At 38.6% G+C, this 18,772-nt stretch carries 17 protein-coding genes; 6 read left to right on the top strand and 11 right to left on the bottom strand.

Features of this window, described 5'->3' with window-relative positions:
- Positions 1–25 precede the first annotated feature (25 nt).
- The 5 genes from ACST13_RS08560 (at position 26) to ACST13_RS08540 (ending at position 6,517) form a co-directional block, all read left to right on the top strand.
- Positions 26–877: a DivIVA domain-containing protein gene (locus ACST13_RS08560; RefSeq protein ID WP_459522775.1), complete on the top strand. Its 852-nt coding sequence runs from the start codon at positions 26–28 to the stop codon at positions 875–877.
- Positions 878–885: 8 nt separating this feature from the next.
- Entirely contained in the window at positions 886–1,242 is a 357-nt protein-coding gene (gene folB / locus ACST13_RS08555; protein WP_459522774.1) for a dihydroneopterin aldolase, read from the top strand.
- 48 nt (positions 1,243–1,290) lie between these two features.
- Entirely contained in the window at positions 1,291–2,313 is a 1,023-nt protein-coding gene (locus tag ACST13_RS08550; RefSeq protein ID WP_459522773.1) for a LacI family DNA-binding transcriptional regulator, read from the top strand.
- A gap of 113 nt (positions 2,314–2,426) precedes the next feature.
- The gene (gyrA, locus tag ACST13_RS08545) at positions 2,427–5,021 is read left to right on the top strand and encodes a DNA gyrase subunit A (protein WP_459522772.1); all 2,595 of its coding nucleotides are present in this window, start codon (positions 2,427–2,429) and stop codon (positions 5,019–5,021) included.
- A gap of 50 nt (positions 5,022–5,071) precedes the next feature.
- Positions 5,072–6,517, top strand: a complete 1,446-nt coding sequence (locus ACST13_RS08540) for a tetratricopeptide repeat protein (RefSeq protein ID WP_459522771.1) — start codon at positions 5,072–5,074, stop codon at positions 6,515–6,517.
- Positions 6,518–6,831: 314 nt separating this feature from the next.
- On the opposite strand, the gene ACST13_RS08535 is transcribed toward ACST13_RS08540, so the two are convergent.
- From ACST13_RS08535 to ACST13_RS08510, 6 genes are all read right to left on the bottom strand, one after another.
- A complete protein-coding gene (locus ACST13_RS08535) occupies positions 6,832–8,202 on the bottom strand; it encodes a sensor histidine kinase (RefSeq protein WP_459522770.1) in 1,371 nt (456 codons plus the stop codon).
- A gap of 2 nt (positions 8,203–8,204) precedes the next feature.
- Positions 8,205–8,882, bottom strand: a complete 678-nt coding sequence (locus ACST13_RS08530) for a response regulator transcription factor (protein WP_459522797.1) — start codon at positions 8,880–8,882, stop codon at positions 8,205–8,207.
- Positions 8,882–9,349 (bottom strand): pyrophosphohydrolase domain-containing protein, encoded by a 468-nt coding sequence (locus tag ACST13_RS08525; RefSeq protein ID WP_459522769.1) that lies wholly within the window; start codon positions 9,347–9,349, stop codon positions 8,882–8,884. The genes ACST13_RS08530 and ACST13_RS08525 overlap by 1 nt, the downstream gene beginning before the upstream one ends.
- A gap of 150 nt (positions 9,350–9,499) precedes the next feature.
- Positions 9,500–9,982 (bottom strand): helix-turn-helix domain-containing protein, encoded by a 483-nt coding sequence (locus ACST13_RS08520; protein WP_459522768.1) that lies wholly within the window; start codon positions 9,980–9,982, stop codon positions 9,500–9,502.
- Between the two features lie 79 nt (positions 9,983–10,061).
- Complete coding sequence (locus ACST13_RS08515; RefSeq protein ID WP_459522767.1) at positions 10,062–10,910, bottom strand: CvfB family protein; 849 nt, start codon at positions 10,908–10,910, stop codon at positions 10,062–10,064.
- Between the two features lie 43 nt (positions 10,911–10,953).
- Entirely contained in the window at positions 10,954–11,772 is an 819-nt protein-coding gene (locus tag ACST13_RS08510; protein WP_459522766.1) for a 2,3,4,5-tetrahydropyridine-2,6-dicarboxylate N-succinyltransferase, read from the bottom strand.
- Between the two features lie 503 nt (positions 11,773–12,275).
- Here ACST13_RS08510 and gap point away from each other — a divergent pair.
- A complete protein-coding gene (gap, locus tag ACST13_RS08505) occupies positions 12,276–13,268 on the top strand; it encodes a type I glyceraldehyde-3-phosphate dehydrogenase (protein WP_459522765.1) in 993 nt (330 codons plus the stop codon).
- A 48-nt stretch (positions 13,269–13,316) separates the two neighbouring features.
- Here the strand turns inward: gap and trmB are convergent, their stop codons facing one another.
- Genes trmB through ACST13_RS08480 form a run of 5 tightly spaced genes read right to left on the bottom strand, consistent with a single transcriptional unit; the run spans position 13,317 to position 18,768 of the window.
- Positions 13,317–13,976 (bottom strand): tRNA (guanosine(46)-N7)-methyltransferase TrmB, encoded by a 660-nt coding sequence (gene trmB, locus ACST13_RS08500; RefSeq protein ID WP_459522764.1) that lies wholly within the window; start codon positions 13,974–13,976, stop codon positions 13,317–13,319.
- A gap of 12 nt (positions 13,977–13,988) precedes the next feature.
- Positions 13,989–15,245 carry a bifunctional folylpolyglutamate synthase/dihydrofolate synthase gene (locus tag ACST13_RS08495; RefSeq protein ID WP_459522763.1) on the bottom strand — a complete coding sequence of 419 codons (1,257 nt, stop codon included), beginning with the start codon at positions 15,243–15,245 and terminating at the stop codon, positions 13,989–13,991.
- A 7-nt stretch (positions 15,246–15,252) separates the two neighbouring features.
- Positions 15,253–16,125: a hypothetical protein gene (locus ACST13_RS08490; protein ID WP_459522762.1), complete on the bottom strand. Its 873-nt coding sequence runs from the start codon at positions 16,123–16,125 to the stop codon at positions 15,253–15,255.
- Between the two features lie 4 nt (positions 16,126–16,129).
- The gene (locus ACST13_RS08485; RefSeq protein WP_459522761.1) at positions 16,130–17,098 is read right to left on the bottom strand and encodes an HU domain-containing protein; all 969 of its coding nucleotides are present in this window, start codon (positions 17,096–17,098) and stop codon (positions 16,130–16,132) included.
- A gap of 2 nt (positions 17,099–17,100) precedes the next feature.
- Positions 17,101–18,768, bottom strand: a complete 1,668-nt coding sequence (locus ACST13_RS08480; protein ID WP_459522760.1) for a hypothetical protein — start codon at positions 18,766–18,768, stop codon at positions 17,101–17,103.
- Positions 18,769–18,772: the final 4 nt, after the last annotated feature.

The raw sequence follows: 18,772 nt of genomic DNA, 5'->3' as shown, positions 1-18,772 counted from the left end.
TTATATACCTAAATCTATCAACACATTGGCAGCTTCCTTTTCAAAATCTTTTCGCGGTTACGACGTCTCTGAAGTAGACGCTTACGTTCAAAGTGTAGAAAACTTTGAAACCGAAACCGAAAACGCCTTAGCAAAATTGAATCATAAAACAGCTGAATTAGAGGCTGAAGTGACTCGATTAAGAGAAATTGAATCCAGTTTATTTAGGGCTTTAAAATTAGCGGAAGAAAGTCAACAGAACTTTGCCGCGAAGATGGAGAGAGAGTCAAAATCTATTCTGGATAAAGCCACTAAGGAAGCAGATGCCATTAAAAAGAAAGCAGACGTAGATGCTCAAAAGCAAGCTCTCTTAACAGAAAACGAACGTAAGCAAACCTTAGCACAAGCCGGACAAGAATTAAAAGAGCAGGAGCGTCAATTGCGCAATTTACAAGAGGCGCAGAAGGAAATTGCATCCCAATTAAAGCATATTTCAGAACAAACATTGGGTTCTATTGCTCAATGGGCTACATCGCCTGTAATTAATCCGCCTACATCAATTGAATCAAATCCAGCACCAGTCTCTAAAAGAGGTCGCAAGCCGGGGGTGAAAAATAAACCGAAAACAGCAAAAGCGAAACCAGCTCCGAAACCAAAGGTAGTCAAGGCGAAACCTGTCATTAAAGCTAAACCCATGGCCGCACCTGCTAAAAGAGGCCCTAAGCCAAAGGCAAAGCCCCCTGTAGCTCAAACCACTAAGCCGGCAGCCAAACGCGGACCTAAGCCTAAAGTAAGCCTTGATACCGTTACAGATGACGGTTTACCTACTTTAAACAGGGTTTTAGAGGCTTATGCAAAATCATCAGGACCTCGTGGAAAAGTAGGGGAGATCAATTAAAATTTAACATGGCGAATTACCAGGTTTCTATCGATGATATTCGAATTTTTGCCTTTCACGGATTGTATCCTGAAGAGCGAATTTTAGGGAATTGGTATACCTTAGATGTAGTAGTTGAATCGGATTCAGAGCCTAATTTTTCGGATGATATAGCTAATACGATTGATTACTCGCATATTTTCGCCATTTGCAAAAGAGTAATGGCTAAACCGGTCGATTTATTAGAGACAGTCGCGGAGAATATTGCTAAGCAGATTCAAGCTGATCTTTCAACAGAAGTCTCTATTTTAGTGCAAATTTCTAAAGAAAACCCACCTATGGGTTTATCTAGTGGCAGAAGCACTGTCGTTTATCGCCTCGATTAATTTTCGTATAGTTTTATTGTGTAAATTTGGATTGAATAAACCTATTTTATGCGTCACCAAGTCACCATTAAAGATATTGCTAAACAGCTGGGAGTCTCAGTTGCGACCGTATCTAGGGCTTTACGTGATCTACCGGATATTCATCCAGATACGAAGAAAATGGTTTTGGATTTGGCCAAAGAGCTAGATTATCAACCTAATGTCCTCGCATCTAGTTTAGTTAAATCTAAGACCAAAACTTTAGGTTTAATTGTCCCAGACTTAGGTTATTATTTTTTTTCTACGGTGGTAAAAGCAGTAGAAGATGCCGCCATAGCGGCTGGATATTCTCTTTTAATTGCCCAAACTCAGGAATCATTTGAGCGAGAACTAACGAACATTCAGAACCTGTCTCGTTCACAAGTGGAGGGAATTATCATCTCCTTGTCTCGTGAGACAGTTAATTTTGATCATTTGACTCGCCTGCAAAGAAGGGGAATTCCCTTAGTGTTTTTCGACAGGGATAGTGACGAAATTGATGCCTCTAAGGTTATGGTGGATAATGAACAGTCTGCCTATGAGGCTGTGAAGCACCTGATTGAAAATGATTGTAAGCGCATTGCCTTCTTAGCTGGCCCTATAAATGTGTCAGTAAGTAATCAACGTCGATTAGGTTATTTGCGTGCTTTAGAAGAAGCGGGGATTCAGGCAGATGCTAATTTAATTATACATAGTGATTACTTCCAGGATTCAGCGATTTCAAAGACGCATCAGTTGATGAAGGAAGTAAATAGACCGGATGGAATTTTAGTCGTTTCTGATCGTTTAGCGATCGGTGTTTTAATTGCCTTGAGAGAGTTAAATATATCTGTTCCTGACGAGGTAAAAATGGTGAGTTTTAATAACGAACCTATTTGTTCTTTAATTTCGCCTACGATTTCTTCGATTTCACAACCTTTGGAAGAAATAGGACGATTATCTGTGGAATTATTGCTAGAACAGATCGAGCATAAAACCGATAATCCGGTCCCTAGAGTGGAAGTTTTAAAGACAAAATTGATCGTACGAGAATCTTCCGTGCAAAAAAAATAATCCCCTCATTTTAGCCTCATTTTTTTTGGAAAAATAGGTAGAATTTAAGATATTTGTTCTATTGAAAAATACTGCTTTTGGCGGTGTCATTCCCTTGAATCAAAACATTATTTATGTCATTACAAACCAATGTTATCCCTATCAACATCGAAGATGAAATGAAAGGGGCGTACATCGATTATTCGATGTCAGTAATTGTGTCTCGTGCGCTTCCAGATGTACGTGATGGGTTGAAACCAGTTCACAGAAGGGTATTATTCGGAATGGAGGAACTGGGGGTTAATTACAACAAATCCTACAAGAAATCTGCTCGTATTGTCGGGGAAGTACTCGGAAAGTATCACCCACACGGTGATTCATCTGTATATGATACGATGGTACGTATGGCCCAAGATTGGTCTTTACGTTATCCATTAGTGGATGGCCAAGGAAACTTTGGTTCCGTCGATGGTGATTCTCCTGCAGCGATGCGTTATACGGAGGCTCGTTTGAAGCGTATTGCGGATGAGTTGCTTTCTGATTTGAACAAAGAAACGGTTGATTTTCAACCGAACTTCGATGATTCCTTGGAAGAGCCCACGGTTTTACCTGCAAAAATTCCTAATCTATTATTGAACGGTACGTCAGGTATCGCAGTAGGTATGGCGACGAATATGGCGCCTCATAACCTAAACGAGGTGGTAGATGGAATTGCCGCGTATATTGATAACCGCGATATTACCATCCTTGAATTGATGCAATATATTAAGGCACCAGATTTCCCCACGGGAGGAACCATTTATGGTGTTCAAGGTATTCGCAATGCATTTGAGACAGGTAGAGGTCGTATTGTGGTTCGTGGTAACGCGACTTTTGATACGTCTAAAACAGGGAAAGAGCAGATCATTATTTCTGAAATTCCGTACATGGTTAACAAGGCGACACTAATTAAGCAATGTGCTGATTTAGTGAACGATAAGAGAATCGATGGTATTTCTGAGATTCGTGATGAGTCAGATCGTCAAGGAATGCGAATCGTTTTCGATTTGAAACGCGATGCGGTGGCGAATGTGGTATTGAATAACCTGTACAAGCATTCAGCTCTACAATCATCGTTCTCGGTGAATAACGTTGCTTTAGTGAAAGGTCGCCCGATGATGTTGAATCTAAAGGACTTGATTCATCACTTCGTAGAGCATAGAAATGAGATTATCGTACGTCGTACACAATACGATTTGCGTGAAGCACGTAAGCGTGCACATATTTTGGAAGGATTTATGATTGCGCTAGATAATCTAGATGCAGTGATTAAATTAATCCGTGAGTCGAAAGATCCGAATGCGGCTCAAGAAGGCTTAATGTCTAAATTCAACTTATCAGATCTTCAATCGAAGGCTATCCTGGAGATGCGTTTACAACGCTTAACCGGTATGGAGCGGGAGAAGATCATGAATGAGTTTGCGGAGATTATGAAGTTGATCGATGATTTGGAAGATATTTTGGCCAAACCTGATCGTCAACTACAGATTATCAAAGATGAATTAACAGACATGAAACAACGTTATGGCGATGAGCGTAGAACGCAAATCAACATGACGGACGAGGAATTCTCTGTGGAAGATATGATTGCGGATGATGAGATGTTAATCACTGTTTCTGCTCAAGGTTATATTAAGCGTACACCGATCTCAGAATACCGTTCTCAAACGAGAGGTGGCGTAGGATCTCGTGCCGTAGTGACGAAAGATGATGATTATACAGAGCATTTGTTCTCAGCGACGATGCACAACTGGTTATTGTTCTTCACTGAAAGAGGTAAATGTTTCTGGTTACGCGTTTACGCGGTTCCAGAGGGATCTAAAATTTCCAAAGGTCGTCCTATCCAAAACTTGATGAATATCGAAAATGGAGATACCATCAGAGCTGTTATCAACGTGAAGTCGATCACAGATCCGGATTACATTGATAATAACTTCATTGTGATGTGTACAGAAGATGGTACGATTAAGAAAACTTCCTTAGAAGCGTATTCTCGTCCTCGCCAAAACGGTATCATTGCAATTACTATTCGCGAAGGGGATCGATTATTAGACGTAGCCTTAACTAATGGCAATAACCAAATCGTTATTGCGACGAATACAGGTCGTTCTGTTCGTTTCGAAGAGACGCGTGTTCGCCCAATGGGACGTTCAGCAGCTGGTGTGAAAGGTATTTGGATCGACGAAAAGATTCCTACGGAGAAAGTAGTAGGAATGGTTTGCGTTTCTGATCCAGCGGTTCAGCAATTGCTAGTGGTTTCTGAGAAAGGTTTTGGAAAACGTTCTGAAGTAGAAGATTACCGTTTAACTAACCGCGGTGGTAAAGGGGTTAAAGCCTTGAATATCACGGAGAAAACAGGTAATTTAGTCGCTATCAAGGAAGTGAATGATAATAATGACTTGATGATTATAACCAAAGCGGGTATCTTAATCCGCTCTAGCGTTGCAGAATTGCGCGTGATGGGACGTAATACGCAGGGAGTTAAATTAATTCGTTTGAAAAATGAATCAGATGAGATTTCATCCGTAACCAAGATTGAAAAAGAGCCTGAACCAGAAGAGGTAGAGGTTTTAGACGGTGAGGATGTGGTTATTGTAGAAGGCGTAGAGTCATCTAACACAGAAACTGAAGCTCCAGAAGGAGGGGAGGAGAATACATCTGAAACATCAGAAGAAGTAACTGAAGAATAATTTTAATAGCCCGTACGTGAGTACGGGCTTTTTTTTAATTTAATATAACAATGAAAAAACTACTTTTATCCCTATTTACGGTGGCTTTGGCGATGAATGCTTCATTTGGCCAAGCAGAAAAAGCTTTAGTTGAAGCACAAAAGAAGAGCATCAACGAAGCAATGAAGAAATCTGACGAAGATGTCAAGAAAGCACCTACCAAAGCTAGATTATGGTTAACTCGCTCTCAAGCTTATTTAGACTTAGCCTTATTTCCTGACTCCACTTTTACCTTAACTAATCCAGAGGCTGCATTTCAAGCATTTGAATTTGCAAATGAGGCAACAAAATTAGATACAAAAGACGGTAAAAAAGGAACGGTTGCGAAAGAAGTAGACCAAATGATGGTAGAAAAGAAATTTTCTAATGCTTTCTTAAATATGGGTGTTATTAAGTACCAAGGTAAAGATTACCGGGGTTCACTTCGTTATATGGCTAAAGCATCTGAAGTGGCTCCTAATGATACTATTTCAGCCATGTATACGGGTGTAACTGCTCAATTATGTCACGAAGATAAAATTGCTATTGTGGCATATGAGAAGTATATGGCCATAGGAGGAAAGGATTTAGCCATTCTTTACGGTTTGTCTCAAATCTACAAAAGCAACAAGGATGAAGATAAATCATTGGCTATTATTGACAAAGCCATAGGTCTTTATCCTACAAACAAAGATTTAAAAGGGGAGAAGTTCAACATGTTAATCGCCTTTAATCGGGTTGATCAAGCAATCACCCAATTAACTAAAACTACGATTGACGATCCTAAGGATGGAATTTCTTGGTTAAACTTAGGTCTTTTATACGAAAATAGAGTTTCTGGTCTTACTGATGAAATTAGAAAGGTTCAAGACAAATTAACTAAAGTTCAAGAAGTGGATCGTCGATTAACGGCACAAAATGACCAAATATCTGCTTTCCAAGATGAAGTGAAGCGTACAAAAGCAAAGTTGAAGACAGCTACAACTCCGAAAGCTAAGGCATCTGTAAACAACCAAGTTGCGAGCCTTGAAACTAAGGTAAAAGAGTTATCGGATGTATTGAAAGGTATTCAAGAGGAGAAAGCTGCTGCAGCAAGTGCAGCAGGGGATGCGGCTGCAAACAAGGCTAGAATCGATGAATTATCAGCTAAAGTGAAGGAAATTCGGGCAACTTTGCCTAATTACTATTTAAAGGCTTTAGAAATTGATGCTACTAATTATGACGCATTATATCAAATGGGAGCTTATTACTATAATGATGCTCAAGAAATTAAGCGTCAAGTGAATGGTATGGATATGAATGAATACAAGAAGACTGGTAAGGATTTAGAAGCTAAACTAGCGGTTAAATACAACGAGGCTTTACCTTATTTCGAAAAAGGTTACCAATTGAAGAAAGACGAAGACTTGAAAGAAATCTTAAAGCAGGTATATCGCGAATTGAAAAACGAAGCGAAACTAGCTGAGCTAGAGAAATAAAAATAAGTCGCTAGTCAATTTAAAACAAGGAAAGGGCTGCATAGAAATAGGTGGCCCTTTTCTTACGCTTTATTTTTTATTTAACATAATATAAATTATATAACAAATCAGTAGCCAGTAATCAGCAGCCAGTAATCAGTAGCCAGTAGTCGGTAATCAGTATCCAGTAATCAGTAGTCGGTAATCAGTATCCAGTAATCAGTAGCTAGTAATCAGTAGTCGGTAATCAGTATGGTGCTTCATTTCTACTCTATAATCTATACTCTATACTCTATTTCCTGACTACTGTCTACTGTCTACTGGATACTGTCTTACTAACTACTGACGTGAAACGTCACCGTAAACTCCGTGTACGAATCCGGTACAGAAACCACCGAAATTTGGCCATTGTGCAATTGAATGATACGCTCAACCAAGGATAATCCAATGCCATATCCCTTAGAGGATGCCGTATTTTCGCCTCTAAAGAACGGTTGGAAAATATACGGTAAATCGTTCGCTGGAATGCCTTTTCCTTCGTTTTTAACGAAAATTTGAATGCTTTTGCCGGAATTCTTGAAGCTCACTTGGGCTGATTTTGTGGGGCTGAATTTGCAAGCATTTTCCATTAAATTCTTTAAGGCTGTTAAGATGAGTTTGTCATCTCCCTTTACTAGAAGCATTTCTTCATCTTCTGGCATGTGTTGCGTATCGATGCTGACCTTGTAGGCTGAATTTAACTTTTGGGTTAAACTTCTAGCTTCCCAAAGGATTTCATCAATTCTCCATTCATTAAACCCAGCCTGAGTATCTGTCAGGCTTAATTTGTTTAATTCTAATAAGGATTCAGTGATAGCCGCTAATTCTTGTGTGTCTTCTAGCACCGAACTGATCGTTTTTCTATAATCACTTGACTCTCTTTCTTTTAAAAGACTCACCTCTAGTTGAGACGAAATTTTAGTCAATGGATTTTTTAATTCGTGGGAAACGTTTGCAATAAATGTTTTTTGCAATTTAAAGGCGTTTTCAATGCGTTCTAGCAGTCGATTGACCGTAGACACCATCTTCCCTATTTCATCCTCAAAATCAGGCGATTTAAGGCGTTCTTCGAGACGTTTGGGTGATAGTTTATCAACTTGTTGGATTACTTCTGAAATTGGATTCACTGCTTGACCGGCAAAAAACCAGCCTGAAAGCACCACAATGAGGATAAATAAGAGAAATAAGGCAATTAGAATGTTCTTTAGATCTTTGGCATTCTCAGCCGAATATTGATCTACAGCACCGGCAAAAACGACCAAGCGACCTTGCGGCGTGGCAAAAACGGTTCCTAAGACCTCAATATCCTCTCTTTGGAAGTGGATTTCTTGTTTTTGGCGTACCTGTTTGATTAAATCCACATCGATATGCAAATTAATGCTGTCATGCGATGCATAAATACGCTCGTTACACAAATCATACACTAAAATACTCTCCCGGTACAGTAAATCGCGGTTTGTTTGCCCGATGATTCCCATTAGTTTGGAATCCACTTGGTTCACATTGACCAATAATTGGGCGGTTGTGTTTGCTTTTTGGCGTAAACGACTATAAAATTTGTCCTTGTAATTTTCTTGTGTGAAGATATAGATGACAAAATAGGATACGAATAAAATCGCAGATACGAGGTAGGTAAACTGGTAAGTCAGCCTGGATCTAATCTGCATAATTATTCGTTTTTAAGGATATAACCTCTTCCAAATTGCGTGTGAATCAATTTACTTGAAAAGCCTTTATCAACCTTTTTGCGTAAGTAATTGACATAGACTTCGATCAAATTCGAGCTATTTTCGTCCTCTACCTCCCATATATTCTCTGCGATTTGCGCCTTGGAGATGACCATCTCTTGGTTTCGAAGGAAGTATTCTAATAATTGAAATTCCTTCGAGGTTAAATTGATGGACTGTCCCGATCGAGTGACTAATTTACTGAGTAAATCCATCTCTAAATCAGCGAATTTGAGAACTTGGGCATCTAATTGAGTTTGTGAGGAGCGCTTTAATAAGGCTTTTATACGGGCCAAAAACTCTTTAAAATCAAAGGGTTTTCCTAAATAATCATCTGCTCCCGCTTCAAAACCAGTTAATTTATCATCTGTCGTACTCAAGGCGGTCAACATTAGTATGGGTGTTTGAATACCCTCTGCTCTTAATTGCTTGCAAAGTTCGATACCATTGATGCCTGGAATAATTATGTCTGATACAATCAGTGAATAACTGTTGCGAAGCGCTAATTGCTTCGCTATTGTGCCATCGTAGGCTACCTCTACCTCATAGTTGTTCTCTTCTAATCCTTGTTTCAGAGATTGAACGGTTTTAGGTTCGTCTTCTATGAGGAGTATTTTGATCATTTAAGAATAGAAATCAAGTCAGCAGGTGAATAATTAATCGACTTCAACACCTTATTATCAGCCGTACGGTAGACCTTCCAAACCCCATTCTCCTCCTTAATTTCCGCCTCCGTACCATCTTTATCTTGATAGAATTTCACGGTATATTCAGCCTCTTCTATTGAGCTACAAGCTTTAGACATATTAGAACGTTGAACTTCGTTGAATAATTCGACGAACTTTTCCCCCATTCCAAATTCTAATACAGCTCCTGATAATACATATTGTAAGTCACAAAGTGCATCAGCAATCTCTACAAGGTCGTTAGCTGCAATAGCTTCTTTCAATTCATCTAATTCTTCTGCTAATAGACTTACGCGTAAATTACAACGCTCGATAGCAGGAATAGAGGGTTGAGCCAATATAGGGGCTCCAAAAGTTTGGTGAAATTGCGCCACCTGGTTCAGCGAATCTAGTTTTTCCATATAAATCAATCATTCAATTTATTAAAATTAAGCAATTAATTGGGCTCAAACAATATGGGATAAAGGCTGAATTTTGAAAATACAATTGTGCACAAGTGTGGATAACTTGTGGATAACTTTTATGGAATTTGTGGATAAGTCTTTTATTGTTTACAATGGTTTACTTTCTGTGAAAGTTCCATCTGTATAAAAAATGATCACACGCTCAATTTTCTTCGCTAAGTGTACCGTAGAGGTTTGGGCTGCTATTGGAATTTGAGTTTTAGTACCAGTCTCCCTAGGCCGTCTGAGATTTGATTGTACGATCGTTTGTTCAGGTAAAATACTTGTAGGCGATTCTGAAGAGACTGGAATAGGGGCATCAAAAAGCGACGGAGTTACAGATGTGGGAGTGCTAAGCACTTTAGGTGCCGACACGGTAAGTGACAAATCACGTTTATCATCTAAAAGCTCTTCTGCTGGAATTTCAGGGAAGGCGATGAGAATCTTCTGAACGACATCTAAGCTAGGTTTATTTCTTCCTGAGAGAATGTGGGAGATACTACTACGGGGTATTCCTAAGGTATCTGCAAACTGAGAGGCACTTAGTTTCTTCGCCTGAATTAACAATTCTATTTTAGCACTTAGATTCATCTTTGTAAACATGATTAATGTACTACAAATTTAAACAATCTAATGTAATTTACAAATCACAATTAGATTACCTTGTTGTTCACAAAAGTGAAACGCAGTCAGAATGCAATGTTATCAGTTTACTTTTGTACAAACCCCCGATGGCTTTTTTGAAGTCTTTCTTCGACATACCTAATTGATCATAGATATCTTCTGCAGGGCTTTTATCGTGAAGATAAAGGACACCCTTATTATCTTTAATAGCTTGTAATACTTTCTCTACTTGTGCATCTAATCGAACCATTCCTATAGGTTCCAAACGTAAATCTAGTCGACCATCTTCGCGCAACTTCTCAATGTATACAAATGTACTTTGACCTAATATAACATTTGTAAATATCTCGTTTTTGAACAACATCCCTATTTTACAATTGTCAATCAAACATTTTATTCCTAAATCAGTGTATTCAAATGGAACAGCTTCTATCTTAGTTCCTGGTGCATAGCGTTCTTCCTCGTCTTCGATGAAAGCAGGAAAGAAGTTTTCAATTCTGGCAGAAGCGACTATGCGATCTGTTTGGGCATCTAAATAAATATATACTAAGTAGAATTTCCCTACGACCATTTTTTGATATTGTTGGCTAAAGGGAACAAATAAGTCCTTTGCTAAGCCCCATTCAAGGAATACACCCAAAGGAGTGACTGATTTCACTTCTAAATAAGCGAATTGCTTAATGGTAGCGTAGGGTTTTAAGGTAGTCGCAATGATTCGATCTTCCGAATCACGGTAAATGAATACATCGATTGATGAATCGATTTCATACGCTTCAGGTACGTATTGCAATGGTAATAGGATTTCATCCTCGTAACCATCTAAATATAGGCCAAATGGAACCTCTTTAACGATACGAAGGTGATTGTATTCACCAATTTTCAATTCATTTTCCATAAAAAAGCCCGGCTATGAACCGGGCATTATTTTTTGATATTTACTAAACGACTACGTTATTCTCTCTTAATGCTTGATTAAGTGATGTTTTTAAGTCAGTACTTTCTTTTCTTTTTCCAATAATTAAGGCACACGGAACGCCATAGGTACCCGCAGCGAAAGTCTTTTGGATACTTCCTGGTATTACTACCGAGTTTTCTGGCACATATCCAATGTATTCCACAGGCTCAGGGCCTGAAACATCAATAATCTTAGATGAGCCAGTAATAGTAACTCCAGCACCTAAAACGGCTCTTTTTCCGATATGTGCTCCTTCAACTACAATACAACGAGAGCCTATGAAGGCTCCATCTTCAATGATCACAGGTGAGGCCTGAGGTGGTTCTAATACACCACCGATTCCCACGCCACCGCTTAAGTGTACGTTTTTGCCGATTTGCGCACAAGATCCTACGGTAGCCCAAGTGTCTACCATGGTTCCTTCGTCTACATAAGCACCAATATTGATATAAGATGGCATCAGGATCGTTCCTTTAGCTAAGAAAGCGCCATAACGGGCGACTGCAGGAGGAACCACACGAACGCCTAATTCTTTATAGTTTGATTTCAAACGCATTTTATCGTGGTATTCGAAGATACCCACTTCCGAAACGGCCATTTGGCGAATAGGGAAATACATCACAATCGCTTTCTTCACCCATTCGTTCACTTGCCAGCTACCATCTGCCTTAGGTTCAGCGGTACGTAACTCCCCTTTATCTACAAAGTCTACGACTTTTTCAATTGCTTCTATGGTTTCAGCCTTCGAACGTAGTTCTGTGTTGTCCCATGCAGCTAAAATTATTTTTTCTAATGAATTCATAAAAATGATATGCAATAAATGAAGATGCAAATTAATCAAAAAAGCCTTGGCTTCCCGAGATCGGAGGAAATAAAATCCACGTCAGTTAAAGAATTAAGCAGAAAGTAGCCAAAATTCTGCCATAAATTTAACTTTAACTTTAATAAGTCATTTATCTGATTATTAATTAGTTATGGATTAACGCAAAATAATATTCGGAGTATTTGTGCTAGAAATTTAGCTAAAAAGACAAGTGACATTCTGTCACTCCCCTACCCCATCGACCTGGAGCAATATTTTCTCATACAAATATGCAAAAATAGTTTGAATAAAAAACGTATCCGTCCAGTTTTTGCATAAAATTTATATAATTAGCTATTGAGCTAAATTAAAATAACGTGATTTACTTTTGTAAAATAGGGCATTTAAACGTTTAAAAGGGTTTATTTAATCCTATTACTCTTGGAATAATACATTTAAAATGCTATATTTGATCTTTGTATGAAATCAAATTAATTTATTCAATGAAAAAAATTAAAGTTGCTATTAATGGTTTTGGTCGCATCGGTCGACTTACCTTCCGCCGTTTATTGGAAAAAGAAAATGTTGAAATCGTTGCTATAAACGATTTAACTGATAATGCTACTTTGGTACACCTACTAAAGTATGATTCAGTTCATGGTCGTTTTAATGGAACTGTTACATCTGATGCTGATAGCATTACTGTTAATGGCCACGTTATCAAAGCTTTTGCAGAGCGTGATCCTAAGTTATTACCTTGGGGTGCTTTAGGAATTGATGTGGTATTAGAATCAACTGGTCGTTTCATCGATCAAGATGGTGCTGGACAACACTTAACGGCTGGTGCTCGTAAAGTAATTATCTCCGCTCCTGCTAAGGGTGATATTCCTACTGTCGTTTTAGGTGTAAATGATGATACCTTAACAGATGAGATGACTATTATCTCTAATGCTTCCTGTACAACGAACTGTTTAGCTCCAATGGCTAAAGTATTAGATGATGCGTTTGGTATTGAAAAAGGATTTATGACAACTGTTCATGCTTACACGGCTGATCAGAACTTGCAAGATGCTCCACACTCAGATTTACGTCGTTCACGTGCAGCTGCTTATTCTATTATCCCTACATCTACAGGTGCTGCTAAAGCGGTAGGTTTAGTTTTACCTCATTTAAAAGGTAAATTAGATGGTAATGCGATGCGCGTTCCTACTCCAGATGGTTCTGTAACGGACTTTACGGTTGTTTTAAAGAGAGATGCTACTGTTGCTGAAATCAATGCTGCTTTAAAAGCTGCTGCAGATGGACCAATGAAAGGTATTTTAGAATATACGACTGACGAAATTGTTTCTATCGATATCATCGGTAACCAACACTCTTGTATCTTAGATTCTAAGTTAACTACTGCAATGGGTAACCTAGTTAAAGTGGTAGGTTGGTATGATAACGAATTTGGTTATTCTTCTCGTGCAGCTGATCTAATCGCTCGCGTAGGTTAATCTAACGTTTGATATAATTTGAAAAGCCTCTCAATGGAGAGGCTTTTTTTATTTCAAGTTTTTTGCTCTGAGGTAATTGATGTTAAATCCTTGTTCATGAAACATCTGTTCGAAGCGTGTCTTTATTCCATAATGATCTTCGTTCCATTCTGAACTATATAAGTCATTTGTCTTGACGTTAATTTCCCAGGCATTGTTTGCTAATGATTCCTCTGAAAATTCGAAGAATGGCAGTGAGTCAGTTTTCAAATGAAGGGTACCTCCTGGTTTTAAAATTTTCTTGTAGCGATTCAGGAAAGTATGGAAGGTCAATCGTCGCTTTTCATCCCGATCTCTTAAACGTGGGTCTGGGAAGGTAATCCAAATTTCATCTACTTCATTTTCGGCAAAGTGTGCTTCAATCTCTTGCATGTGAATTCGAAGAAATGCGGTATTGGATAATTCGAGCTCTCTAGCAGCTCGACCACCTTGTGCTAAACGATCTCCTTTGACATCAATTCCTACGAAATTCATTTCTGGGAATAGTTTACCTAATCCATTGGTGTATTCACCTCTCCCACACCCAAGTTCTAAAACTAGCCGATTCTCATTTTTAAAAAAATCTGATTTCCATTTGCCCTGAAGAACACCAAAAAGAGGTTTTGGTTCTTGAATCACATTGTCTAACTCTAAGGCAAGATTGTATTTGGCTGTTTTTCGTCTGCTCAATTTGAACGCTAATTAAAATGTAATCTCTCCGACTAAATAAGTGCTTCCGCAGATGAGAATTCCATCTGATGGATTTGCAAGTGATTTTGCTTTGGCTATGGCTTCATTGACGGAGAGGATTACCTCACCATGTAAATCTTTAGTTTTGGCTAATTTTTGAAGCTCTACTGCTTCGATGGCTCTAGGATTATTTGCTTGCGAAAAGAAATAAGTGGCATCTGAAGGGAATAGAGATAATACGGATTCGATATCTTTATCAGCGACCATGCCTAGAATGACAAAGAGGCGATCAAAATTCTCCTGACGTACTTGTATAAGGATTTCTGATATTCCACTTTTATTATGTCCCGTATCAGCAATCACCTTAGGATTTTCTCCCAAAATTTCCCAACGCCCTTGTAATCCCGTATTTAGTCTTGCATTCTCAATGCCAGCTTGAATTTTCATGCCCTCTAATGGAATCTGCGTTTGTATTTGCTCACACCAGGCAAGGACTCCCCTGATATTTTTTTGTTGGTATATGCCTCCATAGGGGCTGTTTATCTTCATGGAACCCCAAGTTGGACTGCCGAAGTTAAAATCCAAAGAAGAAATGATATCTGCAGCAAATTGAATGGGCGCCTGCATTTCGGCTGCTTTTACTAGAAAGACCTCTGAGGTTTCAGCCTGCTTTTCACTAATGGTAACCGGTGTTTTTGATTTTATGATACCCGCCTTTTCTGATGCTATTTTCTCTAAGGTATCGCCTAGTAAATCTTGGTGGTCAAAACTGATGTTGGTAATTAAACAGGTCAAAGGGGAAATGATATTTGTCGAATCCAATCGCCCACCCAAACCGGTTTCTATAATGGCATAATCAATTTTTTGCTCTTTGAAATACGAAAAGGCCATTATGACTGTCCATTCGAAGAATGAGGGACGTACTTTTTCGATTAAGTCCAAATGCTTGGAGACAAAGTCAGCGACCCATTCCTCTGCTATATCTAACCCATTAATTTTAATTCTTTCGGTGAATGATCTTAAATGGGGTGAGGTATATAAACCCACTTTATAACCGTGTTCTTGCAGGATAGAAGCCATAAAGTGAGACGAACTCCCTTTTCCATTAGTACCCGCGATATGCAAAGATTTAAATGAACGCTCTGGATGGTCCATTAGCTCACAAAGCGCTTCAATGTTTCCTAGGCCAGGTTTATAGGCTTTTGCTCCTTCTCGATGAAATACGGGAAGCTGAGCATATAAAAAGGAAATAGACTCTGAATAATTCATGGAATGCCTATCTTTCTCCTACTCGGAAGGTGATAGACCCGGTCGCTTCTTTCGGACTAGGTCCTGAAGAAGTTTTGATGAATTTAGACTTTTCAATGGCTCTTTTGTATTTCTGTGCCAAAGAATTAGAGAATGAATTCTCCGCAATCACTAATTTAATAATATTCCCGTCCTCATCGACCTTGATCGTGAATCGGATTAACCCCGTTTCACCAGTATCATCTTTTACGTTAGGACGATTAGCAATTCTCCAGCCGGCGATGTTGACAGATGAATTACCTGCGCCATCTCCGTTTCCGCCATTGCCAGCATAATTAGTTGAATTATTGATGGTCCCGTTTCGGCTGCCTTTATCCCCTATTTTACCAGCATCAGTTCCATTGGAATTACCTCCTGGATTTGGATTAGTCCCTCTTGTACCATTGCTGGTTGTTTTCTTCTTAAATAAAGCACCTTCATCGATTTTCTCTTCGGGTTCAGGTACCGGTTTTGTCGAAACAACAGCTGTCTTTTTCGTGTTTTCAGAAATACTGACTGGACTTTTTACCACCGATGAAATAACGGTTTCTTTAGAGCTAGGGGTTGGTTTTGCTTTGCTTACGGAAGCCACTTCGGTTTCTTTCTCTGCAGGTTGGGATTCCTCATTATTGGGTAGATCACTAGCCTGATTAAAGGACTGCACATTTCCACCCCCTTCATCATCTGTACCATAATTCACTTGAAAACCAGGTTCAGGTAATTCAAGCTTCATTTCTTCCGCTGACCATACTTTCGCATACCAAAACAATAAGAACAACAAACCTTGAATCACTAGCGTGATCGCTAATGCCTTCCGTTGGTTTTTTCGTTCTAAATTCTTTTGTTCGATTGTATTCGTCATTGAATTAAAGGGCTTTATACACCCAAATATCTATCTTTTTCGATTCTTTTAATTCCAATGCTTTAGCATACCCTGCATCCATTGAACTTTCTGATCCTAAACTAATACGATAGAATTTAGTCTTTTCATTTTTGAGAATGATCTCTGCTTGTTCAAAACCACGTGATTTTAATTCTTTTAACCCTTTTTCAGCTTGTGTTAAAGATTGGAAACTGGCAGCCACTAAATAAATCACCTCCGCATGCACTAGCTTCTCCTTTTCTACTACTACTACTGGTGCAGGAAGAGTTTTAATCGTATCTGCTAATGGTACAACAACGGCTGCAACAGGAATCACCTTCTTCTCTATCTTAATGGGATTTAAAGAGCTTTGCGATTGATTAGTTGGAGGGGCAGTTAAGAAAAAGGCACCGAGTCCTCCTAGTATAAAGGCTATAAAAGCATATACATAGATGGATCTAGACAATTGTAGCGGTTTAATTTCCTCTAGTGTTATTTCTGGTAAATCTTCAGCAATAGGTGCTGAAATTAGCTCAGGTTTCTTCTCCTTTATAACAATATACCCTAGCCCTACAGGGAAAAGTCCAAAAACAGCTAAATCAGCATTAAAATCTGGGTTAGGAGAAAATGAAATACGATTTTCTTGAATTAAGGTAAACGAACCTAAGACTCCTATTGTTAAAACACCCTGTGATACAAGTAGTGATTTTAATTCTTTACTTATGTTAGCAATTTCTACAGCTGCCTCTTTTTGCTTAATTGACTTCTTCCTAGCCCATTCAGTGCTTAAGAATCGATCATCTGTTTTCAGTTTTTCGTTGAAGGCAACAAATTTTTTCTTAGGATGAATTTTTCCTTCTTTTTCATTAAATGAAAAGCCCTGTGCATTGACTACAAAACCCCCAAAATTAGGGATTATCACACATTCGTGCTCGTATAGTAAGTGCTCAAGAAAGGTATAAAATTCGGTCATTTTTAAAATGAATATGCGAGAGTTGCTGTAAAGTTAAAACCTTGCGTCGGATAAAATAAATATCGCTGGTAATTTTTTCCGAGGATATTATTAGCGGATAAACTGGCAGTGAATTTCTCTGTAATGGCATATTCTCCCTTTACATTGATATCTACGATGTTATCTAGCGTGCTTGCCTTTTGAGTTCTTGGATTAAAGCCATATAATCCGCCTACAAAGTAAATTTCAGGTAATACCTTTAATTTAGGTAGGACATTAATGGTGTTTCTCCAGGCGATTTGAATATTAGGTCGGTGGTAGGCGTACAATAGATTCCCTAAATTTCCATAATTCGTATAATCTACCTGCAAATCGGTTTGAACCTTATCAGAAATAGACATTTTGAAGTTGGCTTGCATTTGTAAGACAGAAACGGCCCCGTCGGCATTGGAATATAGAATATCAAATTGGGATAAGTCTGCTGCAGAGGCTGTAAAGAAGGCCATTTTAGCATATTCACCATAGGATGCTTTCAATTCGTAATGTACATTACGCTCGTTGCTACCCGTTAAACCTCCCGAAAGCATCCATTTTTGTTGGGTATTTTGTAAACCGATGGATTGTGATAGCCAGGGGTTTACTACTAAACTGCTGCTGTAGGAATTAAACTGTGTATTACCCTCAAAACCAGCAAATAAGCGAATAAAGTCATTTGCTATGAATCGAACATGTACTTTAGGGTAAATTCTTAGCTCTTCATCTTGTATGGCATTTATACCTGCTTCTAAAATCAAGCGGGGTAAAATATCATACGAGATACTTGGCTGTAAACGGAAGAAATTTCGGTTGATAGATGTGTTACTAGTGAAGTTTGAAAGTGTGGCATCTGCGTTTACGCGCAATGAAAGTCCGTCAGAAATAGCGTAAGATGATTTAATATAACTGGAAGACATCCATTCTTTAGGAGCTAAATTCCCGGCTAATGAAGAAAATTCGGTTCCTGCTTGATAGCTAAACTTTTTACCTTCCGTTGCGCTGAAGATGTCACCATTGAATTTTAGTAAGTTATAATTTATACCAAAGGCATCTATATTTGCAGGGATGACGATGACATCCTTAATGCCATAAAAATTAGTTGCGGTGCGACGGTAGTCTATCGAAGCTTTTAATAAAGCTTTTGACCAAAGTGACTGCGAGTATACTTTGACTTCATTTTCGGAACGACTTGAAAAAGCATTTCCAGTGGGTCCCATGGAATTAGCATCATGGTTAATATACAATCCTCTTGATTCTTTTTCGGTGGGATTATAGCCAAAATGTCCATTCAATAAAGTGTGGCCATAATTTCCAGCACCAATTTTAATCGAGTTTTTTGCTTTAGATCCAAAAGGGGATTTTAACTCCTCTCCTGTCCGAGGTCCAATTACGTTAGTTTGGATACTGGGCAAAACGAGTGATTGTGGCTTAGCAACATCAAAATTAAAATCTACTTTATGATCTTTGCTATAATCAGGAACTTCATTTAATGCTTCAAATGTACGGCTCATCGCAGGCTGTACTTCTATTTTACGCACCTTTTGCGTGACAAACTCTTCATTTTGAATGGACCCCTCCTTCTTCTGTTGACCATTGCTAAAGATGGAAATCAGACTAAAAGAGGATGCTATAACGATCTTAGATGTGAATCTCATATTC

It is taken from the genome of Aquirufa sp. A-Brett2-W8, assembly GCF_054558755.1.
The sequence above is the reverse complement of the archived record's forward strand: the minus strand, read 5'-3'. Positions and strand labels throughout refer to the sequence as shown.